The sequence below is a fragment of the Rathayibacter sp. AC182 genome, from assembly GCF_979253875.1.
The window spans coordinates 499,338-519,951 of record NZ_CEEDEK010000005.1 but is presented as its reverse complement, the minus strand read 5'-3'; the positions used below and the strand labels follow the sequence as shown (position 1 = coordinate 519,951).

Below are 20,614 nucleotides of genomic sequence, written 5' to 3'. Positions count from 1 at the left end.
ATGACCAGCACTTCGTGAAATCGCTACCAGGACTCGCCCGCCCCCGTGACCGCGGGTAGATAACGCTTTCATCACACGCTTGCGCTTTCGTGAAATCGGTATCAGTATCTCCCCAGTCCCGAATCCGGGGCGACGCCCTTCCCACTCCACGACGACGAGGAGCTCCTGTGCCCGAGCAGCTGACCTGGGGGACCCGCGAGGGTCTCCGCCTGACCTTCGACTGCTCGCCCGGAGCCCCGGTCGCCCTCGTCGCCCTCGAGGCGGCCGACGTCCGCCTGGAGGCGACGCACGTCGCTCCCTTCTTCGAGATCACCACCGCCGCCGCGGGTCACGACCCCGCGACCTCCCGCCTGACCCACACCCGCATCGGTGCGGCGATGCGCTACGTGTCGCACCGCGAGAGCCTCGTCGACGGAGTCGCCGTCCTCGAGATCGAGGCCGAAGCGCCGTCGTTCGGCGTCGTCGCCCGCGCGGTCCTGCGGCAGGTCGCCGGAGTCGCGGCGGTCACCTCCGAGGTCGCGGTCGGAGCGCTATCGCGCCAGGTGCTGCGCTCGGTCGCGTCCTGGAGCGCCGACCTCGGCGCGGCATCGGGCGCCGACGGCAAGGACGCCTTCACCCGCTGGTCGCTGCTGCGCGGTGAGAACGACTGGCTGGGGAGGGGCGCTGGCGCACGGCGCCGGTCCGCGATTCCGGATTCGTGACCCTCCGCGAGGACATCACCGGCCACGACCCGCGCGGCGCGGTCGGCGCCGTCTCGACCGGCAGCTGGTCCACCGGGTCGCACCTCCCCGTCGGCGGGCTGATCGCCCCCGACGCCGCACTGCTCTGGCAGATCGAGCACAACGGAGCGTGGCGCTGGGAGGTGGGCGAGGACATCGACGGCGGAACGCTCGCCCTCACGGGCCCGACCGACCTCGACCACGGGCTGGATCCGCGCCCTCGAAGCGGGGGACGTCTTCTACGTCGGTCCCGGTGACCGTGGCGCTCGGAGCCACGGCCGACGCCGCGGTCTCCGCGCTGACGCACCACCGCCGCGCGAACCGCCGCTCCCACCCCGACGACACCGCCCTGCCCGTCGTCTTCAACGACTACATGAACACCCTCGACGGCGACCCGACCACCGCGAAGCTGCTGCCGCTGATCGACGCCGCCGCCGACGCGGGAGCCGAGATCTTCTGCATCGACGCCGGCTGGTACGACGAGAGCGGCGTGCCCGGCGGCTGGTGGAGCAGCGTCGGCGAGTGGCAGCCGTCGGCGAAGCGCTTCCCGGGCGGTCTCGGCGAGGTCGTCGAGCGGATCCGCCCCGCGGACCTCGTCCCCGGTCTCTGGCTCGAGCCGGAGGTGATCGGCGTCGACAGCCCGAGGGCCGGCCGCCTCCCCGACGACGCGTTCCTGCAGCGGTTCCGGCGTCCGGATCGAGGAGCACGAGCGCTTCCACCTCGACCTGCGCCACCCCGCCGCCGTCGCCCACCTCGACGAGACGGTGGACCGTCCGGTCGCCGACTTCGGCGTCGGCTTCTTCAAGTTCGACTACAACATCGACGCGGGCCCCGGCACCGATGCGGCCGTCGACTCCGTCGGCGACGGACTGCTGGGCCACAACCGCGCCTACCTCGCCTGGCTCGACGCGCTGCTCGACCGGCACCCGGCCCTCGTGATCGAGAGCTGCTCCTCGGGAGCGATGCGCAGGACTGGGCCGTGATGTCGCGACTGCAGATGCAGTCGACCTCCGACCAGCAGGACTTCCGCCTCTACCCGCCGATCGGCCGCGGCGCCGATGATGCTCCTGCCGGAGCAGGCGGCCAGCTGGGCCTACCCGCAGGCCGACATGGACGACGAGGAGATCGCGTTCTGCCTGGTCACCGGGCTGCTCGGCCGCTACTACCTCTCGGGCTACCTCAACCGCATGTCCGAGCCGCAGCTCGCCCTCGTGCACGGGGCCGTCGCCGCAGCCAAGTCGCTCCGCACGGCGATCTCCTCGGCCACCCCGCGCTGGCCGCTCGGCCTGCCCGGCTGGACGGACGACGCGATCGCCCTGGCGCTGCGCACGGACGGCGAGCACCTCGTCTCCCTCGGCGCGCGCCGGGACCGAGGACGTCGTGCTGCACCTCCCCGAGCTGATCGGGCGGGACGTCGACCGTCGGTCGCCCTCCCCGTGACCTGCGGCGTGGGCACCGAGTGGGATCCGGCCGCCGGCCGCCTCACCGTCCGCCCCACCGGTTCCGGCCCTCCGCCCGCACCCTCCGACTGTCCCTCCGCACCACCTGACCCCCGCCCCCTGCCGGGTCCACCCGTCCCGGCGTACCTCTCTCTCCACAGAAAGCCTCCGAGTATTTCGATGAAGAAGCGTCACTCCTCAGCTGCCGGCCGTCCTCACGGCCGCCTCCGCTCTCCTCCTCGCCGGCTGCAGCGACCCGAGCGCCGGCACGGGCGGCGCCTCCGGCCGCGCCCGCGTCCTGGCCTCGCGTGCAGGACGCCGACCTCGAGGGCACCGAGCTCTGCCCATCTCGCCGCGCAGCAACCCGAACACCGTCCCCGAGTCGGTCGTCGAGGGCTTCGAGGAGCTCACCGGCGCGCCCGTCGAGATCGAGACGATCCCGGACCCCTACGAGCAGGGCGTGCAGACCAAGGTCGCCACCGGCGACAAGCCCGACCTGGCGTTCTGGCAGCCTGTCGACCGCCTCGCAGCTCACCGCGCCCACCGCGACCACCAACCTGCAGAGCCTCGACGGAGCCCCTGGCCCGAGGACGCCGACCCCGCGCTCGCCGACATCACCGGCACCCTCGACGACACCCGCTACGCGGCCCTCATCTCGACCCCCGCGGTCGAGGGCGTCTACTACAACAAGAAGGTCTTCGAGGAGAACGGCATCACCGAGCTCCCCACCGACTGGGCCTCGTCTCTTCGAGACCGCGCGCCAGCTGAAGACCGCGGGCGAGACGCCGTTCTACGAGATGGGCGCCGACCGGCTGGGCCACCCAGTGGCGGGTGCAGGTCCAGCTCGCCGACGCCGCGGCTCGACGGCCTCTCGGACCGCGTGAACGCGGGCGAGGAGAAGTTCACCGACCCGACCATCCAGGGCGCGATCGACTCCTACAAGGGCCTGATCGACGAGGGCCTGTTCAACGAGGACATCAAGACCGCCACCTTCGAGGACCAGGGCGCCGCCCTCCTCGCCGGCGACGCGGCCATGGTCGTCCAGGTCAACTTCGGCCAGCTGCAGTCGCTGTCCGACACCGAGACCCTGAACGACACCGTCGGCTTCTTCCCGATCTCGCCTCCGGCAACGTCGGCACCTTCATCCCCGACCAGTCGAACGCGCTCGTCGCCTTCGCCACTGGCGACGCGGAGAAGGAGGCGGCCTCGCGCCAGCTCCTCTCGTACTGGCTGGGCGACGGCTACGCCGACTTCGTCGAGGCGCAGAACACCATCTCGCTCGAGCCCTCGGTCGCCACGCCCGATACCGTTCCCACCGCGCTCATCTCGGTCAGCGAGTCGGTCGGCACCTCGGTCGGCTCGATGCAGGCCCAGGCCATCGCCAACCCGGACCTGTACATCTTCCTCGCCGACATGATCCAGGGCACGAAGACCCCGGAGGAGGTCGCGCAGGCGACGCAGGACCAGTTCGCGCAGCTCGCGAAGGCTCAGGGAGCCACCGGCTTCTAGCCACTCGACGCGGGGGCCGGCCGTCCTGCGGCGGGCCCCCGCTCCTCCTCTCTCGAAAGGCAGTGCCCCGCGTGTCCACCACCCGAGCCGCCGCACCACCCCGGATCCTCGCCCGCGCCGCGAAGCCGGTCGCCGCCAGCGGTCGCCGCTCCGATCATCCGCTCGTCTTCCTCGTGCCGGCGCTCGTCGTGCTGGTCGTGTTCTTCTTCGTGCCGACGCTGTTCAACTTCGCCTACGCGTTCACCGACTGGTCGAGCTTCAAGGCGGCCATCGGATCTCGTCGGGTTCTCGAACTTCGTCGACCTGTTCCAGAGCGGCACGCTGATCCAGGCGCTGCGGGTGACGCTGGTCTACGCGGTGCTGGTCGCGGTGTTCCAGAACCTGTTCGGGCTGATCCTGGCGCTGCTGTTCGAGAAGGACACGCGGGTCAACCGTTTCGCCCGGGTGATGTTCTTCATCCCGGTGATCATGTCGGCGCTCGCCGTCGGCTACGTGTTCCAGGCGCTGCTGAAGCCCGACGGCGCGCTCAACGGCATCCTGTCGTTCGTCACCGGCCAGACCGTGTCGACCGCGTGGCTCGGCGACACGACGTGGACGATCGTGGTCGTCGCCCTGATCCACTCGTGGAAGTGGATGGGCCTGTCGATGCTGATCTACCTGGCGGGCCTCAAGACGATCAGCGGCGACGTGCTCGAGGCCGCGCGGCTCGACGGATCCTCCTGGTGGCAGACGTTCCGCGACATCCGCTTCCCGCTGATCGCCCCGGCGCTCACCTTCAACGTGGCGACCGCGCTGCTCGGATCGATGAACGGCTTCGACATCGTGCAGGCCACCACCGAGGGAGGCCCGGGCGGCACGACGGAGCTGCTCAACATCTTCATCTTCCGCACCTTCGGCCAGGGCCTGCTCCGCCCAGGCGACCACCATGAGCCTGATCCTCTTCGTGGCGGTCGCCCTCCTCGCCTTCCCCGTCATCCGCATCCTGCGCCGTCGAGAGGACGTGCCGTGAGCACCCCGGTCGAGAAGCCCGCTCCTGTCCGCCGATCCGCCCCCGTCGAGTCGAACCGGCCCTCCGCGGCGCGGACGCTCGCCCGCCTCGCTCAGCCGACCGCCGCGCTGGCGGCCGGTCGTCCTGCTGCTCGGCGTGCCGTTCTGGCTCATCGTCAGCACCGCGGGCAAGACCCAGGCCGAGGCGCTGAATCCCAACCTCGCGGCCCCGTCGCAGTGGCAGCTGGTCGAGAACTTCGCCACCGTCTTCACCGACGGGCGCATGGTGCAGGCGTTCCTCGGCAGCGTGCTCGTCATGGTGCCGTCGGTGCTCGGCGTGCTCGTACTCGGCCTCGATGGCCGCGTGGATCCTGGGCCGCCGCACGGGACGCGGGATGGCCCTCGTCTACGCCCTCGCGATCAGCGGCATCGTCCTCGCCGCCCGCGGTGGTCACGGTGGTGCTCCTGCTGCGCCAGCTCGGACTCGCCGGCACCGCCGTCGGCATGGTCGGCGTGTACATGGGGATGTACCTCTCGACGGTGATCTTCTTCGTCACCGGCTTCGTCCGCACCATCCCGGCGGAGCTCGAGGAGGCGGCCCGCGTCGACGGGGCGCGGCCGATCCGGGTGTTCTTCACGATCATCCTGCCGCTGCTGATGCCGGTGCTCGCGACGGCCACGATCCTCATCTGCCTGTACATCTGGAACGACGTCTTCTACGCGCTGTTCGTGGTCGGCGGGCGGCTCGACACCCTGCCGCTGAACCTCTACCAGGTGGCCAGCGCGGGGCTCTACCTCCAGAACTGGCACCTGATCTTCTCCTATATCATCCTGATGAGCCTGCCCCTCCTCCTGGTGTTCGTCTTCGCTCAGCGCAAGATCATCTCGGGCATCACGAGCGGCGCGGTGAAGTGAGCACCTCCGAGACCGATGCGGTGCCGATCGCCTCCGCCCCCTCCTGGCTCGCGATGCACCGGCGCGACGGCCGAGGACGGAAGCGGGACGACATGAAGCGGGACAGGGCGGCGAAAGCCCCGGTCATCGCCGATGTCGCGGCGCTCGCGGGAGTCTCGGTGCCCACGGTCTCGCGGGTGCTCACGGGCAGCCGCGAAGGTGGCTCCCGACAAGCGCGAGCGCGTGCTCGCCGCCATCGCCGAGCTGAACTACCGCCCCAGCTCCGCCGCGCGCGCCCTCGTCACCCGCCGCTCGCGCACCATCGCGGTCGTCGCGGGCAACACGTCGCAGTACGGCTACGCCGAGGCGATCCGCGGCATCGAGGAGGAGGCGCGCGCCGGCGGCTGGACCGTCACCATCACGGTGATCGAGTCGGCCGATCCGGACGACATCGAGAAGGCGCTCTCGCTCGTGCTGAGTCAGAGCCCCGACGGCGTGGCGGTGCTCAAGTTCGATCCGCCCGGGGTCGCCATGGTCGCGGCGCTGCCGCCCGAGGGCCGGTCGTCGCGCTCTCGGCGTGCGCGGGCGGGGGATCCCGCAGGCCGTCCTCGACGAGCTGCACGCCGCGCAGGCGCTGACGGAGCACCTGCTCGAGCTCGGCCACCGGACGGTGCACCACGTGCGCGTGCCGCCGTCGCGCCGCGAGGACGGCCGCACGACCGGATGGCGCCGCGCACCGAAGGCGGCGGGCGTCACTGCGGCGCCGACTCCGCTCGAGGCCACGTGGGAGCCCGAGTCGGGGCGGGCGCTGGCCCATCGCCTGGCCGAGGACCCCGAGGTCACCGCTGTGTTCTGCGGCAACGACGAGATCGCCATGGGCGTGATCAAGGGCCTCAGCGAGGCGGGCCTGCGCGTCCCCGAGGACATCAGCGTCGTCGGCTTCGACGACCACCCCCTCGCCCGGATGTGGACACCCGCGCTGACGACGGTGCGCCAGGACTTCGCGGGCCTGGCCGCCGCGGCTTCGGACTGCTGCTGCGGGCGATGGAGGACGGCGGAGGCACGACGTTCTCGTCGGAGCGCCCCGAGCTGATCGTCCGCGAGAGCTCGGCGCCGCCGCGCGCGTCCTGCTGGACGGGTCCGCTCCGGGCAGCGGGTCTCGATACGCCGCTGCGCGGCTACCTCGACCAGCAGGCACCTTGCTGATCGAGTAGCCCGCTTCGCGGGCGTATCGAGATCCGCGTCCTCCGGGAGCGGTGGGTCTCGAAGCTCCTATTTGTCAAGGTCGGCAGAGGTGGGGGAAGAGTTCTCGGCAGAGGGCTCGTTTGGAGGAGGCGGAGGGTGTCTTTGGTGGTCTTGCCGTTGGCGAGGTGGGCGTCGCGGTAGTCGCGGGCGCGTTGTTCGTGGGAGAGGCGGACGACCGCGATTTGATAGAGCGCGGAGTTCGCTTGCCGGTTGCCGCCTCGGGAGAGGCGGTGCCGGTTGGTCTTCCCGGAGGACACGGGCTGCGGGCGGCGCCGAAGAGTTTCGCGAGGGCGGCTTCGGAGCGGATGCGGTGGCCGTTCTCGCCGACCGCGACGAGGAGTTGCGCGGCGGTGATCGCGGCGACGCAGTAGACCTCGAGCAGGCGTGGGGCGCGGAGTTCGACGAGGACGCGGAGTTGCTTCTCGAGCGCTGCGGCATCGGTGTCCAGAGCGATCCACCGGATGGCGTGCTGCGCAGCAGCCGGGTGAGGGTGTCGGCGACGACGTCGCCTGTGGTGTCGTCGGGGAGGGCGGCGAGGCGGCGGCATCCGGTGCGGCGGATCCAGTTTCGAGGGAGGTCGCGGATGCTGTCGGGCGCGGTGATCAGGAACTGGTCGACTTGACCTTGCGATCTCTTTCTGCTGCTTGACCAGCAGGATTCCGGGTCGCGCTGAGGAGTCGCAAGGCTTCGACGGTCGAGGTCGTGTCCTTCGGGATCCGCGGGTCCTGTTCCTCGAGCGCGCGTCGGGCGGCGGCTTCCGCGTCGAACGCGTCGGTCTTGCCCCGCCGGCGGCGCGCGGCCGAGCATGTCAGATGGTGTGCGTAAGGAGCGGGCCTCCTGATGGAAGGATTCACACTGTTGGCAATCGATAGGGCGTCGCGTGAAGTGCGGCGGAAGGCTCAGGAGGCGGGCGCTTCGTGTCTGATCGAGTCGAGCGTGATGGATGACCTGTTCGCGAAGATCGACGCGGGCGAGATCGAGTTGGAGGGTGCCGGAGGGCTGATCCAGCAGCTGATCAAGTCCGGGCTCGAGCGCGGGCTGCAGGCGGAGCTGACCGAGCACGTCGGATACGAGAATGGCGACCCGGACGCTCCGTTCCACGAGAACTCCGGAACGGGTCGTTTCCGAAGACGGTGGCCACGAATGTCGGCGACGTCGAGTTGCGGGTCCCGCGGACCGCAACGGCACGTTCACGCCCCGGCTGGTCCCGACGGGCAGCCGACGGTTGTCGCAGCTGGACGAGATGATCGTGTCGCTCTATGTCGGCGGGATGACGGTCCGCGATATCGAGCATCACCTCGCCGCGACGGTCGGCACGGAGCTCCGCGCGAGACGATCTCGAAGATCGTCGACGAGATCTCCGACGAGGTCCTCGCCTGGCAGCACCGGCCGCTGGAAGCGTTCTATCCGGTGATCTACCTCGACGCTCTCGTCGTGAAGGTCCGCGACGGCGGGCACGTGCGCAACAAGGCCGCGCACCTCGCGGTCGGCGTCGACATGGACGGCATCAAGCACGTCCTCGGGATCTGGGTCCAGCAGTCCGAGGGCGCGAAGTTCTGGGCATCGGTCCGCGCGGAACTCGCGAACCGCGGCGTCCGCGACGTGCTCATCGTCTGCCGCGACGGACTGACCGGGTCCCCCGAGGCGATCGAGGCGACCTGGCCCGACTCGATGGTCCAGACCTGCGTCAGTGCACCTGATCCGCAACGCCATGCGGTTCGTCGCCTACGGGCAGCGGCAAGGCCGTCGCCGCCGCGTTTGAAGCCGGTCTATCAAGCGCTGACCGCGGACGCCGTCAGGACGGCGTTGAAGGCGTTCACAACGTCGGAACTGGGGCGCGCGAACCTGCACGCGGCGGCAGTGTTCGAGAGCGCGTGGGAGCGGTTCCACACCGTTCCCTCGCGTTCCCGCCCGAAGTCCGCCGGGTGATCTATACGACGAACGCGATCGAGTCGCTGAACTTCCAGCTCCGCAAAGTCACGAAGAACCGCGGCCACTTCCCGAACGACGCGTCCGTGATCAAGCTGCTCTGGCTCGCGATCTGCGACATCGAAGACAAACGAGCCCGCGATCGAGCCCGCGACCGAGGACGCCCCGCCGCCGAACGTCGAGCCGAGGGACGCCTCGTCGAAGGACAAGTCGTCACCAACTGGAGAAAAGCCCTCGAGCAACTCTCCATCGCATTCCCCGAACGAATCCACCGCTACCTCTGAACCCCCGAGGACCACGCACTTACACGACACAGCCTGACAGGCTCCGGATGGCGCTTCCAAGGACGCAACAGATTGTGCGTCAACTTGGGACAGTTCGCGGAGTCGCCGTCGGTGACGATTGGTCCTTTAATATCCGCGTCGCTGGGCCCACGAGGCTGCTCCCCACCAGCGTGGAACTACCCGTGCATCACTCACTTGCAGTGTCGACGATGACGACGGCACTTCCCGGCCCCAGGGAGATCCATCATGCAACAGGAACTAGCCGGAACGTCGGCGGATCGGCCTGACACCGGTCACGCCTCGCAGTACGCCCTTCGCGGGAAGATGGGCACATTCGGTCTCCTCTTCACCGTACTGGCTTTCACCGCGCCGCTGGGTGTGGTCTTCGGCTTCATCTCGGTGAACATCTCGTTCGGCATCGGCGTTCCCATTGCCTTCATCGCCGTCGGAATCCTCGTCGCCTTCGCTCTAGGTTTCACGAGCATGTCCAAGGCGATTCCCCGACCCGGAGCCTTCTACACGTACATCTGCGAAGGTCTCGGTCGCCCGCTCGGCCTCGGGGGCTCGTTCCTCGCGGTCGGCACCTACGGATTCAACATTACTTCGGCTATCGTCGTCGGCGGTATCGTCAACAACATGTTCAGCGCGTTCACCGGAGGAACTTTGCGCCCTGGTGGGTCTGGAGTCTTGCGATGCTGATCGCCGCGTGGATCCTAGCTACTTCAACGTCGAGCTCTCGGCGAAGGTCCTGTCGGTCATCCTCGACGAGGTCGCCGCGGTCGCGATCTTCGACGTCGTGCTGATCGCGAACGGTGGCCCGGAGGCCATCGGTCGAGCTGAGCCCGGTGAACCTCATCACCCCGACGATCGGGGTGCTCCTGCTCTTTAGTATCGGCGTGTTCAATGGCTTCGAGGCCACGGCGATCTACCGCGACGAGGTGAAGAACCCGTCGAAGACGATCCCTCGCGCGACGATGCTGGCGGTCGCTTTCCTCGCCATTTTCTACGCGATCTCGGCCTATGCGCTTGTTCTGTCCGTCGGCACGTCGAACGCGGTGGCGTCCGCCTCGGAGAACGCGACCGAAATGATGCCCAATGCCTCTGCTCGCCTACTTCGGGGTCTTCGCGAACCAGCTGATTTCGATATTGCTGATCACGAGCTACTTCGCTTCGATGCTGTCGTTGCAGAACATTCTCTCCCGCTACACGCACTCGCTGTCGGTCGATGGGGTCTTTCCGAGGGCGCTCTCGGCCGTGCATGAGAAGCACGGTTCGCCTCACCGTGCGGCGGTCGCAGTCGGAGCCGTTCTTCTCGCGGTGCTATTAATCCTCATCTTTTCCGGGGGTGATGAGGTCGCGCTCTACGCTGCGGCGGGCGGCGTCGCGTTCTACGGGATGCTGCTCCTGCTCGCCCTGACCGCGGTCGCGATCATCTTCTACTTCCGTCGCAATCCCGCCGGCGCATCGGTCTGGCGAACCTTCATCGCACCGGCGGTCGCGTTCGTCGGTATCGGCTTTGCGCTCATCACTGGGACGCTCAACATGGACCTGCTCGTCGTCGGGAGTCCCCTGCTGTTGACAGTCCTGGTCCTCATTCCATATGCCCTCATCGTTGCGGGGATCATCTTGGCCGTCGTTCTGCGGCGGCGCCGACCTGATGTCTACCGCCGCATCGGTCGTGCGCTCGACTGATTCGACCTCTTCGGGTGCGGCTCGGATCACACCCGGGCAGCGCCTACCTGTCCCGCCCTCCCAACGAGAAAGTCGGCTGCACGTGCCCAACTCACGTAAATCCTTGCTCATCGCACCCCATCAGTTCCCGGATCTCCGACGCGAGAAGGATCTTGCCGACGAACTCGATCTCGACCTCGTGGTCGCCGTCGACCAGCAGCAGTTCACCTCCGGCATGCCGGAGGCCGCGATTGTCATGGTCACCCCTTACGCGAAAGTGCACGAAGCCGAATTCGCGCTGATGGACGGTTGCCGGGGGTCGTCCGCTACGGCATCGGTTACGACAACATTGATGTCCTTGCGGCCCGTGCGCACGGCGTGCCGGTAGCCATCGTCCCTGATGCCTCGACCGAGGAGGTCGCCTCGCACGCCTTCGCGCTCGGCCTCTTGCTGAGCAGGCGGATCCCGCAGGGGCAGGCGGCGATTGCATCCGGACGCTGGGCGGCGGATGTGCCGTTCGATGGTCCCGTGCTGAGTGAGTTGCGGATCGGCGTGATCGGCATGGGCCGCATTGGCCGTCGGGTCGCGACTTGCGTGGCGCGATGCGGGAGCGCAAGTGACGGCCTTCGACCCGGTCGTCACGTTCGCGGACGTCCCCTCCGCCTCGGTGGACGAGATCCTCGCCAGCTGCGATGTTGTCTCCCTGCACGTTCCTGCTGACGGGCGAGACTCGGCATATGATCTCCGCCGAGTCGATCCTTCTGATGAAGCGCAACGCCGTCATCGTGAACGTGTCGCGCGGCGGATTAGTGGATGAGATTGCCCTCGCGGCGGCGTTGTCCGAGTCGAGACTCGCGGGCGCGGGCCTCGACGTGTTCGAGGCTGAGCCACTGCCGGCCGATCATCCGCTCCGCTTCTCACCGAACGCCGTGCTGACCCCGCATTCCGCGTGGAAGTCGAGCAGCCTTCGCCGGCGCTGCAGTCCGGTGCCGTGCAGCGGGCGCGGACGTTCCTGCGGCGGAGAAACGCCGCCTGACATCGTTTCCTGATTTCGATGCGTCGATGAACGGCGAAGCCCCCGATCTCGTCGCAGACCGGGGGCTTCGCCCGCCGTGAGCGCGTGAGGTCAGTCCGTGCCTCCTGCTGTCATCGTCGATCTGGTTGCACGCTAGGCCGGGGAGAGTGGGCCGTCTGCTCCGGATGGGGACGGCCCGAGGCCGTGTGCGACCGCGTTCGCTCAGTCGACCTCAACGTCGAAGCCGCGGGCCGCGTACGTCTCGAGCTTGCGATACAAAGTCGATCGTCCGATTCCCAGCAGAGCCGCCGCGCGCAGGCGATTTCCGCCTGACTCGATCAAGGCCTCTCTGATTTGGTGCAGCTCCGCCTCTTCAAGACGGGTGAGGCGACTCACCCTGCAACGCCCGCTGCTGCACGTCGGAGAGGTCCGAGAGCCTGAGCTCGCTGCCTTCCGCACCGCCGGCTACCGTCTCGACGAGTGTGCGGAGCTGCCGCGCGTTACCGGGCCAGTCGGCGGTGACGAGCGTATCGCGCATCTTCGCCGAGAGGCGGCCGCTCGTGAAGCCGGCCTGGTCGAGGAAGACGCGGGCGAGCGCGGGGATGTCCTCCCGGCGTGAGCGCAGAGGGGGCATCGTGATTTCGATCCCGCGCATGGCCGACACAACAGCGGCGACATTCTCCGTGACGACGCCCGTCGTCACGATGATCTGCGGCTGATCGAGCAAGTGCAGCAGGGCCGCCATTTCTTCCAGCAGTTCCGCCGGAGCGCGGTCGACGCGGTGCAGGACGGCCGAGCCGCCTGCCGGGACGGCATCGAGCTCATCCAGGAGCTGGACGGGTGAAGCTTCGGTCGGGAAGTCGACAACGGTCACTTCGTCGGCCATCGTCTCCGCGATCGTGCGTGCAAGCATCAATTTCCCCGTGCCCTGTTCACCCACGATGTAGGTCGGCATCTTGCGTAGGACGGCCGTGCTCGCCGTGTCCAGCACCCGGCGCACTGCGGGGCTATTTCCGATGATGGAGGCGAACTGGCGCAGCGGTCTCGCTTCCGGCTGCGGCCGGTGTTGCGCGGGACCGTGTCGGGGACGGTGTACTCGCATGACAGCGGCGCCGCCGGAGCCGAACTCCGTCGCCTCCATCGGTCGCAGGTGCAATTGCACGCCGACCGTCGCTGACGCTCAGCGAATGCCGCGCGTCGTTGCCGGGTTGCGCCTCGCGGGTGAGTGCGGCGAGAACGGCGAAATCGCTCTGGTCCAGCATGCTGAGTGCACTGCGACTGGCGATGGTGGTTCGGTCGTCCATCGCTACGACCGCGTCCGCGCCGCGTTTGCGGACCTCGCGCATGTATTCCGACATCAGCGCCTGCTCGCGCGCGGCGAGCCGTTCCGCGAGTCGTCGGGTGATGTCTGCGGCCGCCCCTCGACGAGCAGCAGGACCGATCGGGGTGCGACGTCTTTCGCGATGGAGAGGGGGAGCATCAGGCCGAGCACCCCGCGCGTTGACCGACGAATGGGGTCGCGGATGGGGACGGAGGTGCAGTAGCTGCCGTGCAGGGCGTCATTGAAGTGTTCGCCGCCCCACACTTGCACGGTGTGGTTCTCCTCGATCGCGGTACCGTCGGAGTTCGTGCCGATGGCGTCCTCCGCCATCTTGGCCCCGACTAGCGGGAAGAGCTGCTCAGCCCGGCGCATCTCCTTCGCGTGCCCGCGGATTACTGCGAGGGTTCCGTCGGAGTCCGTCAACACGACGGATCCGCCGACGTCCACACACACACTCCCGAGTTCGGTGAGTACCGGTTCGGCGGCGAGCGAGCTGCTCGTCGACGCGAGGATCTGGAGGTGGATGCAAGCGCTGTCGGCGCCGAGAGCACCTTCCAGGAGATGCTGCGCTGCCAGGATCGAGCGATGACGGGTCGGAGAACGCTCAGGTCGGTTCCTGCCGGGTCGGCGAGGAAGCGTTCACGGAGAGAGAGAATCGTCGCGTTCGACAGAGATCCAACTCGCGCCTGTGAGTCTTGGGTCCAGATGTCTCCGGTCAAGCTCATGGCGTCCTCCGACCAGCCGCTTAGTACGTCAGCAGGGAGCCGAGTTCAGAGGGAAGCTACGCGCCTGCTGGCGCGCGAACAGCTGGAAGTACCACTTCCTCCGGTCTGACGCCTCAGCGTGCCGCTGGCCTTCCAGCCGCCGAAGGTCTGCGGGCCTCGGCCACCATCCGGTGGTGGCGTGCCCGGGTACGTTTACGTTGACACATCCGGCCTCGATCGCGTCGAGGAACTCCTCCGCTCGGCACGGTCTCCGGTGTAGACGCCGGCGGTCAGACCCATTGTGGTCTTGTTTGCGGCCTCGAGACCGGCCTCGAAGTCCGCGACCTCGCTGATGGTGAGGAAGGAGGAAGTGCTCGACGTTGGCGAGCCGGTGATCCGCCGGTACTCCGTCGACCACGACGGCGGGAACGAAGTAGCCCTCGCCTCCCGCGATGCCCGTCGTAATCCGGAACTGCGCGTCGGTCGCCTCGGCCACGAGGGCGCCGTGTCGCGCTACGGCTTCCGGCGAGACGAGCGGGCCCTCCGAATGCGTCGGGTCGGGTGGGGTCGGTCATTTGCAGTCGCGCGACGCGCTCCGCGATCAGGGTCGCGAGGCGCTCGTGCGCGCCGGGGGTCACCAGGACGCGGGAGAGCGCACTGCACTTCTGGCCGCTGAGGTCGAACGCGGAAAAGACAATACCGTCGGCCGCGAGCTCGAGATCGGCGGAGTCCGTAACGATGACCGGGTTCTTGCCGCCCATTTCGGCGATGACGGGACGGTAGTAGTCGCCCTGCGCGAATTCGCGGAGAATGGCCTGACCGACGCCGACGGATCCGGTGAAACAGATGCCGTCGATGTCGGACGCGGCGAGTGCGCGACCCGGCTCATCGGCGCCGTGAATGATGTTGACAAGTCCGACCGGGAGGTCCATCTCGGCGACGAACTCGGCGACGGCGTGTCCTGACCACGGCCCATGGTGGGCCGTCTTCACGACCACACCGTTACCGGCGAGGATGCCCGCGATGACGGGGCCCGCGGCCTGGACGATCGGGTAGTTGAACGGAGTGATGGCTCCGAACACGCCGTACGGCTTGAGGATCGGAGTCTGCGGCGATGCCGCCCTCGTTCGGCAGGCGCTCGTCCTCGAACGCGCCCGGTGCCTCGGCGTACTCGGTGTACTGGTGCAGGAACGCCAGGACTTCGGCGCCCTCGGCGCGCGCCGCTGCGTAGGGCTTGCCCACCTCGATCGCAACACGGACCGCCCATTCTTCGACGCGGGACTCGACGAAGGGGATCGCCCGCCGCACGTGCTTGATGCGCTCGGAAAGGGGGATCTTGGCCCACTGCTTCTGTGCGGCGCGGCTGCCCTGCACGGCAGCGTTCACCAGGGAGGCCGGTGCGTCGTGGCATCCGCTGACGATGGTGCCGGGAGCGCTCGGATCCTCCCGCTCGAGAAGGGCCCCGTCGAAGCGCTCGACGCCATTCACGACATGGGGGACGATAACGGCCGGCTTCTCGCGCTGAGCGATGATCCGGGTCGCGAAGGCTGTCTGGTCGGCGTCGGTCATACTGAACGGGATCTCCAGCTCGAGGATCGCCACGGGCGTGGCCGATCCGGACTTGTGACAAAGGTACGTTCGCGTCCGACGGGCGGAGTGTCCCGTAATGGGACAAGTCATGCTTGAGCGGGACCGACTTCGTTCGACAGGGTCCCGACACGGGCGATGGAAATCGTGATCGTGTCGCCGACGTTCAGCCAGATCGGCGGCGTCCGCTTTGCCCCGATCCCCTCCGGTGTTCCAGTGGCGATCACGTCACCGGGTTCCAATGTGATGGTCTGCGACAGGTACGCGATGATCTCCGCCACGGGGAAGATCATGTTCATGGTGTTGAGTGCTGCATCTCGACGCCGTTCACCTGCGTCGTGAGTTCCAGGTCCTGAACATCACCCACCTCGTCGAGCGTGACGAGAGCGGGTCCGCTCGGCGTGGAACCGTCAACCGCTTTGCCCATCAGCCACTGGGTGCCCCGATATTGCAGATCACGCGCGGTGACGTCGTTGAGCATCATTGCGCCCGCGACGTAGTCTCAGCGCATCCTCAACCGCGACGCCCCGAGCGGTCCGACCGATCACGACCGCCAGTTCGCCCTCGAAGTCGAGTTGGCGTGTGAACGCCAGCCCGCCGATGAGATCACGCGGACCGCACAAGCTCGTCGAGAACTTTGCGAAAACGTCCGGGTACCGCGGGAGTGCGCGGCCGGTCTCGGCCACATGATCTTGTAGTTCAGACCGATGCAAAGCACCTTGGCCGGGTCGGGAACTGGTGAACTCAGCTGCGCATCCTCGAGCCGTACCTCGGCGTCAAGCCCTGCCTGAACGGCGCTCTCCACGACAGTGGCGAGCCCGCCGAGATCCGCGCCGCGCTCGGTGAGCAGCTGTCGCATCGAGAAAGCGGATTGCGGTTCATCCGGATGTGCCACGGCGCGAGCGATGTCGTAGACGTGCTCGGCGATGATCGCGCCCGCTCGCCACGTTCCGTCCTGACGGTAAGTCACGAGTCTCATGCCGTCGCCTCCGCGATCTCGATGACGGCTGCGACGAGCCGATCAGTCAGGTCCGCGACAACGTCGCCCGTCATCGGAGTCGACAGGGCGACCAGATTGGCGGATGAGAGGAGCAGTCCGCGGTCGTACGCCGCCCACCAGAGGGTTTGCTGCGTCGCAGCGGGTACCTTGCGTTCGCCGCGCGGGAAAGGGCGGTAAAGCGATCCGCTTCCGCGCAGCTCCCAGCCCGAGTCCTGTAGGCGGTAGCTCGCCTCAAGGCGAGCCATATTGCCGAGAGCGTTGAGCCTTGTGATCTCGTCCCCGGTCAGAAGACGCACTGCAGCCGAACCCGCGGCCATCGCGACGGGATTGCCGGAGAATGTCCCTGACAGTGGGATCTCGTCCGGGTGGCGGGGGTCTAGAGCACTCATGAATTCGGCGCGGCCGGCGACAGCGCCCACGGGGAATCCGCTCCCGATGAGCTTGCCCGTGGCCAGCAGGTCGGGGGTCAGGCCGTAATCGCCGCTGAGGCCGTGCGCTCCTAGTCGGATGCTGATCACCTCGTCGATGATTAGCAGCGTTCCATTCTCGGTCGCGAGTCGGCGTGCCTCCGCGACGAACTCGCGATCCAATTCGATGAGTCCCGCCTTGTTCGGGAGCAGATCGAGAACGATCGCCGCGTACCGTCGCGGACCTTCCGCGAACAGGCGCTGCAACGACTCGATGTCGTTGACAGGCAGGAGGGAGACCTGGTCGGACACGACGGAGGGCACACCGAGCATCGGCCCCGAGGTCGACAGTGCGACGTCGGAGGAGCCGTGATAGCCGTCTTTGGTCATGATGAGGTCGGAGCGGCCGGTAATCGCCCGCGCGATGCGTATCGCGGCCATCACGGCTTCCGTGCCGGAGTTGGTGAAACGGATCTGATCGAGTTCGGGCAGCCGCGTCAGCAGGAGGTCCGCGAGCTCCCACTCATCGACGTTCGGGATGCCCCACGACGCGCCACTGCGGATCGCCGCCCGCGCGGCCTCGACGATCTGTGGATGAGCGTTGCCGTGGATGAGAGTCGTGAAATTGCCGTTCGCGTCGATGAACTCCCGACCCGTCTCGTCCCAGAGCCGCCACCCCCTCGCCGCGAGCCGCGTAGGGCGAAGGAGAGCCGACGTGATACGCGGCGCGACCGTACCCTCCCGCGAGGAGAGGGAGTCCGGCTGCCGTGAGGCGGGCGTGTCGGTCCTCCGACGCGCGGACGACTGTGGGGGGCAAGTTATCGACCATGCCGACGAGTCAAACGCCGACGCCGCGCGGCCGACTGTCCTATACCGGGACAGCCCACCGCATTGCTCTGTCAGCGAGCGGTGAAACCCGCGTCGACGACGACGGCGCTGCCCGTCATCTTCCGCCGCTCGTCCAGGATGAGGAACACCGCCACATCGGCGATCCGAGACGACCAGGCCGAGGGGCTGACGGGTGGACGGGGCCGCCTCGTCGTCGTAAGAGGAATGATCAAAGAATGCATCCACCATCGGCGTCTTCACCCCGCCAGCGCATAGTCAGTTCGTGCGGATATCGTCGGCGGCGTGCTCTAGAGCGACCGATTTGATGATTATCTGAACGGCACCCTTGGTCAGGGAGCGTGCCGGGATCTCCGGCTCGGCGACGAGTGAGTTGATGGAGTCCCAGTTGACGATCGATCCGCCACCGCTGGGTATGAGCGCAGGGATTCGTACCTGCAACCGTAGAACATGGTTCTGAGGTCTGATGTCGATGATGGCATCAAGCAGGGCCTCCGTCACTTCCAGGACGGAGGCGGCTCTGGAGGTGTCCGGTGCAGTTCAACATCGCATGCAGCCCGCCGAAGATCTCCTTTGTCCTCGCGACTAATCACTGCACCTGGTCCGGTCGGCTGACGTCGAAGACCGTCGGCTCTGGCTTCAACGCCAGCGAGGCGCGACCGCGCTCGGCGATGTCGGCGGCCGTCACGCGGGAGACGGCATGCAGAAGCGCGAGGGCCGTCGCTCTGCCCTGCCCGTACCCGGCTCCGGTCACGATCGCCACTTCCCCGTCAGTCGACCCGCCATGTCGCTCACCCCTTTTCCATTCAATTTCCAGCGGCTCCGCGTTCCCCTCGACGCCCCCGCTGCACTGTCCGGATGTGACACACAAGAGCCCGGGGACCGCGCTCGATAATCGACAGACGCGTCGAACGGTCGCGGCATAACAACAGAACGGAGACCGAGATGGGTCGAGTACAAGACAAGGTGACCATCGTCACGGAGCTGCCCGGGGCCAGGGCGAATCGCACACGCGACTCTTCGCAAGCGAGGGAGCGCGGATTCTGATGACCGACGTTCTCGACGAGGCAGGGGAGGCCGTCGCGTCCGAGCTGCGCGCCGAGGGATACCGACGTGCACTATCGGCACATGAACGTCGCCGAAGAGTCGGACTGGAAGGATGTGGTCGACGAGGCGTTGGCCCGATGGGGCCGCGTCGACATCTTGCTGAACAACGCCGGTATCGTCGGTTCGCAGAAGTCGGTGCAGGACGAGGACGTGTCGGCATGGCAGCGGATGGTCGCCATCAACCAGCAGGGCGTCTTCCTCGGACTCAAGCACCTCGCGCCCGTCATCGAGCGCGACGGCGGCGGATCCATCGTGAACACGTGCTCGATCAACGGCACGGTCGGCAATCCTGGCGGCTTCTCATATCAAGCATCCAAGGGCGCGGTGAAGATGATGACGCGCGCCGCGGCGATGGAGTACGCCGCCCGCGGCGTGCGCGTGAACTCGATCTCGCCGGGCCTCGTCATGACGCACATGGCGCAGGAGGAGGGTGACGAATCCAACCGAGAGTTCGCCGCGGCCACCCCGATGAAGCGAGGCGCGCAGGCGATCGAGGTCAGCTATGGTGTGCTCTTCCTGGCGAGCGACGAAGCGAGCTACGTGACGGGCGCTGACCTCCTCGTCGACGGCGGATACACGGCACAGTGATGTCCGATGCCGCCCTGCTGAATCACGCGGTCCAGGCTCTAGGGCCTCTGGGCGATGCCCAAAGCCAGCTCACCGCAGCTGTGCACCTCCTGCTGCTACGACCAGGGGTTGCTCGAATACTCGCCACTCCGCGGCGCGAGATGACCGTCTCTGTCCCGCTGCGATCCGACGACGGCGAGATCCTCGTGTTCCTGGGGCACCGGGTGCAGCACAATTTCTCCCGCGGACCCGCGAAGGGCGGTCTGCGGTATTCACCTCATGTAGATCTCGATGAGATTCGCGCCCTGGCGATGTGGATGACGTGGAAGTGCGCGCTCGTCGATGTGCCCTACGGCGGCGCCAAGGGTGGCATCGCTATCGATCCACGCCGGCATTCGATGGCCGAACTCGAGCGCGTGACGCGGCGGTACACCAGCGAGATCCTGCCGATCATCGGTCCAGAACGCGACATCCCGGCGCCGGACATCGGGACGGACGAAAAGACCATGGCCTGGATGATGGACACTCACTCCGTCGCAAGGGGGTACACCAGTCCCGGCGTCGTCACTGGCAAGCCAATCTCACTGGGCGGCTCCCTCGGTCGAGCCAGCGCGACCAGTCGCGGGGTGACCCACATCGCCCTCGCCGCGTTGGAACATGTCGGGCTGCGGGCAGACCGATCCTCCGCTGCGGTACAGGGGTTCGGGAAGGTCGGCGCCGACGTCGCCCTGCTCCTGCATCAAGCCGGAGTCCGGGTGACTGCGGTAAGCGACCAGTACGGTGCAATTCGTGCGGATCGAGGGCTGGATATCGACGAACTCATAACGCACGTACGAAGCACCGGCAGCGTCGTCGGGTTCGGCGTAGCTGACTTCCTCGACCGGGACGAGCTGTCGCTACAGGATGTGGACCTGCTCGCTCCTGCGGCCGTCGAAGGTGTGATCCACACGAACAATGCGCGTGCCATCCGGGCCAAGCTCATCGTCGAGGGTGCGAACGGCCCCACGACGGCGGCCGCTGACGTGATCCTGCGCGATCGAGGAGTGCTCGTCGTACCAGACATCCTCGCCAACGCGGGTGGGGTGATCGTGTCCTACTTCGAGTGGGTGCAGGCCAATCAGGCCTACTGGTGGGGCGGAGACCAAGTAGAAGCGAGACTGCGGACCCGGATGATCGAGGCGTGGCAGCGCGTCGTCGCCGACGCGGCCACGCGCGGCGAGACGCTTCGAGCGTCAGCAACGGCCCTGGCCGTGCAACGCGTCGCGGAGGCGCACCTCCTGCGCGGGTTGTATCCCTGATCCGCTGCGCAGTCGCGGAGATCCCTCGGATCGCCTTTACCGTTGCGGAATTACCTGCCGACGACTGAATACCGGCCTGTCTCAA

At 67.5% G+C, this 20,614-nt stretch carries 30 protein-coding genes and 4 pseudogenes; 21 read left to right on the top strand and 13 right to left on the bottom strand.

Features of this window, described 5'->3' with window-relative positions; genetic code table 11:
• Positions 1-167: 167 nt before the first annotated feature.
• The 6 genes from AC0CII_RS13165 to AC0CII_RS13140 all read left to right on the top strand — a co-directional run bounded on the left by AC0CII_RS13165 (position 168) and on the right by AC0CII_RS13140 (position 5,569).
• A complete protein-coding gene (locus AC0CII_RS13165; RefSeq protein WP_465229691.1) occupies positions 168-701 on the top strand; it encodes a hypothetical protein in 534 nt (177 codons plus the stop codon).
• Positions 698-976: a hypothetical protein gene (locus tag AC0CII_RS13160; RefSeq protein WP_465229690.1), complete on the top strand. Its 279-nt coding sequence runs from the start codon at positions 698-700 to the stop codon at positions 974-976. The genes AC0CII_RS13165 and AC0CII_RS13160 overlap by 4 nt, the downstream gene beginning before the upstream one ends.
• Positions 973-2,121 carry an alpha-galactosidase gene (locus AC0CII_RS13155; RefSeq protein WP_465229689.1) on the top strand — a complete coding sequence of 383 codons (1,149 nt, stop codon included), beginning with the start codon at positions 973-975 and terminating at the stop codon, positions 2,119-2,121. Before AC0CII_RS13160 ends, AC0CII_RS13155 begins: the two co-directional genes overlap by 4 nt.
• Before the next feature lie 239 nt (positions 2,122-2,360).
• A complete protein-coding gene (locus AC0CII_RS13150) occupies positions 2,361-3,575 on the top strand; it encodes an extracellular solute-binding protein (protein ID WP_465230905.1) in 1,215 nt (404 codons plus the stop codon).
• The gene (locus tag AC0CII_RS13145) at positions 3,521-3,667 is read left to right on the top strand and encodes a hypothetical protein (RefSeq protein ID WP_465229688.1); all 147 of its coding nucleotides are present in this window, start codon (positions 3,521-3,523) and stop codon (positions 3,665-3,667) included. The genes AC0CII_RS13150 and AC0CII_RS13145 overlap by 55 nt, the downstream gene beginning before the upstream one ends.
• 339 nt (positions 3,668-4,006) lie before the next feature.
• Positions 4,007-5,569 (top strand): ABC transporter permease, encoded by a 1,563-nt coding sequence (locus tag AC0CII_RS13140; RefSeq protein WP_465229687.1) that lies wholly within the window; start codon positions 4,007-4,009, stop codon positions 5,567-5,569.
• Here AC0CII_RS13140 and AC0CII_RS13135 read toward each other — a convergent pair.
• Positions 5,547-5,753: a hypothetical protein gene (locus AC0CII_RS13135; protein ID WP_465231107.1), complete on the bottom strand. Its 207-nt coding sequence runs from the start codon at positions 5,751-5,753 to the stop codon at positions 5,547-5,549. The genes AC0CII_RS13140 and AC0CII_RS13135 overlap by 23 nt on opposite strands.
• Between AC0CII_RS13135 and AC0CII_RS13130 the strand changes: the two genes are divergently transcribed.
• Complete coding sequence (locus tag AC0CII_RS13130; protein WP_465230904.1) at positions 5,662-6,186, top strand: LacI family DNA-binding transcriptional regulator; 525 nt, start codon at positions 5,662-5,664, stop codon at positions 6,184-6,186. The two genes, AC0CII_RS13135 and AC0CII_RS13130, sit on opposite strands and share 92 nt — an antisense overlap.
• Positions 6,126-6,641, top strand: a complete 516-nt coding sequence (locus AC0CII_RS13125) for a substrate-binding domain-containing protein (protein ID WP_465229686.1) — start codon at positions 6,126-6,128, stop codon at positions 6,639-6,641. The genes AC0CII_RS13130 and AC0CII_RS13125 overlap by 61 nt, the downstream gene beginning before the upstream one ends.
• Before the next feature lie 85 nt (positions 6,642-6,726).
• On the opposite strand, the gene AC0CII_RS13120 is transcribed toward AC0CII_RS13125, so the two are convergent.
• A complete protein-coding gene (locus AC0CII_RS13120) occupies positions 6,727-7,050 on the bottom strand; it encodes a transposase (RefSeq protein ID WP_465229685.1) in 324 nt (107 codons plus the stop codon).
• A gap of 53 nt (positions 7,051-7,103) precedes the next feature.
• Between AC0CII_RS13120 and AC0CII_RS13115 the strand changes: the two genes are divergently transcribed.
• The 11 genes and pseudogenes from AC0CII_RS13115 to AC0CII_RS13065 all read left to right on the top strand — a co-directional run bounded on the left by AC0CII_RS13115 (position 7,104) and on the right by AC0CII_RS13065 (position 11,726).
• Positions 7,104-7,415, top strand: a complete 312-nt coding sequence (locus AC0CII_RS13115; RefSeq protein WP_465229684.1) for a hypothetical protein — start codon at positions 7,104-7,106, stop codon at positions 7,413-7,415.
• A 317-nt stretch (positions 7,416-7,732) separates the two neighbouring features.
• Positions 7,733-8,722, top strand: a complete 990-nt coding sequence (locus AC0CII_RS13110) for an IS256 family transposase (RefSeq protein ID WP_465230903.1) — start codon at positions 7,733-7,735, stop codon at positions 8,720-8,722.
• A pseudogene (locus tag AC0CII_RS13105) lies at positions 8,668-8,790 on the top strand (transposase); the annotation flags it as partial. The gene AC0CII_RS13110 and the pseudogene AC0CII_RS13105, both read left to right, overlap by 55 nt.
• An 18-nt stretch (positions 8,791-8,808) precedes the next feature.
• Complete coding sequence (locus AC0CII_RS13100; protein ID WP_465231106.1) at positions 8,809-9,006, top strand: hypothetical protein; 198 nt, start codon at positions 8,809-8,811, stop codon at positions 9,004-9,006.
• Positions 9,007-9,330: 324 nt separating this feature from the next.
• Complete coding sequence (locus tag AC0CII_RS13095) at positions 9,331-9,705, top strand: hypothetical protein (protein WP_465229683.1); 375 nt, start codon at positions 9,331-9,333, stop codon at positions 9,703-9,705.
• 7 nt (positions 9,706-9,712) lie between these two features.
• Positions 9,713-9,895 (top strand): hypothetical protein, encoded by a 183-nt coding sequence (locus AC0CII_RS13090; RefSeq protein WP_465229682.1) that lies wholly within the window; start codon positions 9,713-9,715, stop codon positions 9,893-9,895.
• Complete coding sequence (locus tag AC0CII_RS13085; protein WP_465229681.1) at positions 9,852-10,268, top strand: amino acid permease; 417 nt, start codon at positions 9,852-9,854, stop codon at positions 10,266-10,268. The genes AC0CII_RS13090 and AC0CII_RS13085 overlap by 44 nt, the downstream gene beginning before the upstream one ends.
• Entirely contained in the window at positions 10,180-10,698 is a 519-nt protein-coding gene (locus AC0CII_RS13080) for an amino acid permease (protein WP_465229680.1), read from the top strand. The genes AC0CII_RS13085 and AC0CII_RS13080 overlap by 89 nt, the downstream gene beginning before the upstream one ends.
• 82 nt (positions 10,699-10,780) lie before the next feature.
• A complete protein-coding gene (locus tag AC0CII_RS13075) occupies positions 10,781-11,065 on the top strand; it encodes a hypothetical protein (protein ID WP_465231105.1) in 285 nt (94 codons plus the stop codon).
• Positions 10,987-11,397, top strand: a complete 411-nt coding sequence (locus AC0CII_RS13070) for an NAD(P)-dependent oxidoreductase (protein WP_465229678.1) — start codon at positions 10,987-10,989, stop codon at positions 11,395-11,397. The genes AC0CII_RS13075 and AC0CII_RS13070 overlap by 79 nt, the downstream gene beginning before the upstream one ends.
• Positions 11,398-11,414: 17 nt before the next feature.
• Positions 11,415-11,726 (top strand): NAD(P)-dependent oxidoreductase, encoded by a 312-nt coding sequence (locus AC0CII_RS13065; protein WP_465229677.1) that lies wholly within the window; start codon positions 11,415-11,417, stop codon positions 11,724-11,726.
• Positions 11,727-11,914: 188 nt separating this feature from the next.
• Here the strand turns inward: AC0CII_RS13065 and AC0CII_RS13060 are convergent, their stop codons facing one another.
• The 11 genes and pseudogenes from AC0CII_RS13060 to AC0CII_RS13010 form a co-directional block, all read right to left on the bottom strand.
• Complete coding sequence (locus AC0CII_RS13060) at positions 11,915-12,088, bottom strand: helix-turn-helix domain-containing protein (RefSeq protein ID WP_465229676.1); 174 nt, start codon at positions 12,086-12,088, stop codon at positions 11,915-11,917.
• A complete protein-coding gene (locus AC0CII_RS13055; protein WP_465229675.1) occupies positions 12,066-12,854 on the bottom strand; it encodes an AAA-type ATPase lid domain-containing protein in 789 nt (262 codons plus the stop codon). Before AC0CII_RS13055 ends, AC0CII_RS13060 begins: the two co-directional genes overlap by 23 nt.
• 195 nt (positions 12,855-13,049) lie before the next feature.
• The gene (locus AC0CII_RS13050) at positions 13,050-13,439 is read right to left on the bottom strand and encodes a hypothetical protein (RefSeq protein WP_465229674.1); all 390 of its coding nucleotides are present in this window, start codon (positions 13,437-13,439) and stop codon (positions 13,050-13,052) included.
• 327 nt (positions 13,440-13,766) lie between these two features.
• Positions 13,767-14,264: pseudogene (locus tag AC0CII_RS13045) on the bottom strand (hypothetical protein); the annotation flags it as partial.
• Positions 14,265-14,337: 73 nt separating this feature from the next.
• Positions 14,338-14,799: pseudogene (locus tag AC0CII_RS13040) on the bottom strand (aldehyde dehydrogenase family protein); the annotation flags it as partial.
• Complete coding sequence (locus AC0CII_RS13035; protein ID WP_465229673.1) at positions 14,720-15,319, bottom strand: aldehyde dehydrogenase family protein; 600 nt, start codon at positions 15,317-15,319, stop codon at positions 14,720-14,722. The gene AC0CII_RS13035 and the pseudogene AC0CII_RS13040, both read right to left, overlap by 80 nt.
• Before the next feature lie 74 nt (positions 15,320-15,393).
• Positions 15,394-15,785, bottom strand: a pseudogene (locus AC0CII_RS13030) (fumarylacetoacetate hydrolase family protein).
• Entirely contained in the window at positions 15,760-15,990 is a 231-nt protein-coding gene (locus tag AC0CII_RS13025; RefSeq protein ID WP_465229672.1) for a fumarylacetoacetate hydrolase family protein, read from the bottom strand. The pseudogene AC0CII_RS13030 and the gene AC0CII_RS13025 overlap by 26 nt, the downstream one beginning before the upstream one ends.
• A 289-nt stretch (positions 15,991-16,279) precedes the next feature.
• Entirely contained in the window at positions 16,280-17,788 is a 1,509-nt protein-coding gene (locus AC0CII_RS13020; protein ID WP_465229671.1) for an aminotransferase class III-fold pyridoxal phosphate-dependent enzyme, read from the bottom strand.
• A gap of 27 nt (positions 17,789-17,815) precedes the next feature.
• A complete protein-coding gene (locus tag AC0CII_RS13015) occupies positions 17,816-18,064 on the bottom strand; it encodes an SDR family oxidoreductase (protein WP_465230902.1) in 249 nt (82 codons plus the stop codon).
• 82 nt (positions 18,065-18,146) lie between these two features.
• A complete protein-coding gene (locus AC0CII_RS13010) occupies positions 18,147-18,320 on the bottom strand; it encodes a hypothetical protein (protein WP_465227464.1) in 174 nt (57 codons plus the stop codon).
• A gap of 350 nt (positions 18,321-18,670) precedes the next feature.
• Here AC0CII_RS13010 and AC0CII_RS13005 point away from each other — a divergent pair, with 350 nt between their 5' ends.
• Both AC0CII_RS13005 and AC0CII_RS13000 read left to right on the top strand, forming a co-directional pair.
• Positions 18,671-19,252: an SDR family NAD(P)-dependent oxidoreductase gene (locus AC0CII_RS13005; protein ID WP_465229670.1), complete on the top strand. Its 582-nt coding sequence runs from the start codon at positions 18,671-18,673 to the stop codon at positions 19,250-19,252.
• Entirely contained in the window at positions 19,252-20,529 is a 1,278-nt protein-coding gene (locus tag AC0CII_RS13000) for a Glu/Leu/Phe/Val family dehydrogenase (RefSeq protein ID WP_465230901.1), read from the top strand. Before AC0CII_RS13005 ends, AC0CII_RS13000 begins: the two co-directional genes overlap by 1 nt.
• Positions 20,530-20,614: the final 85 nt, after the last annotated feature.

Excerpts from the sequence above, each read along its gene's own strand:
- AC0CII_RS13145 (WP_465229688.1), top strand. The coding sequence starts at position 3,521 with ATGCAGGCCCAGGCCATCGCCAACCCGGACCTGTACATCTTCCTCGCC.
- AC0CII_RS13130 (WP_465230904.1), top strand. The coding sequence starts at position 5,662 with ATGAAGCGGGACAGGGCGGCGAAAGCCCCGGTCATCGCCGATGTCGCG.
- AC0CII_RS13110 (WP_465230903.1), top strand. The coding sequence starts at position 7,733 with ATGGATGACCTGTTCGCGAAGATCGACGCGGGCGAGATCGAGTTGGAG.
- AC0CII_RS13095 (WP_465229683.1), top strand. The coding sequence starts at position 9,331 with ATGGGCACATTCGGTCTCCTCTTCACCGTACTGGCTTTCACCGCGCCG.
- AC0CII_RS13080 (WP_465229680.1), top strand. The coding sequence starts at position 10,180 with ATGCTGTCGTTGCAGAACATTCTCTCCCGCTACACGCACTCGCTGTCG.
- AC0CII_RS13065 (WP_465229677.1), top strand. The coding sequence starts at position 11,415 with ATGATCTCCGCCGAGTCGATCCTTCTGATGAAGCGCAACGCCGTCATC.
- AC0CII_RS13020 (WP_465229671.1), bottom strand. The coding sequence starts at position 17,788 with ATGGTGGATGCATTCTTTGATCATTCCTCTTACGACGACGAGGCGGCC.
- AC0CII_RS13000 (WP_465230901.1), top strand. The coding sequence starts at position 19,252 with ATGTCCGATGCCGCCCTGCTGAATCACGCGGTCCAGGCTCTAGGGCCT.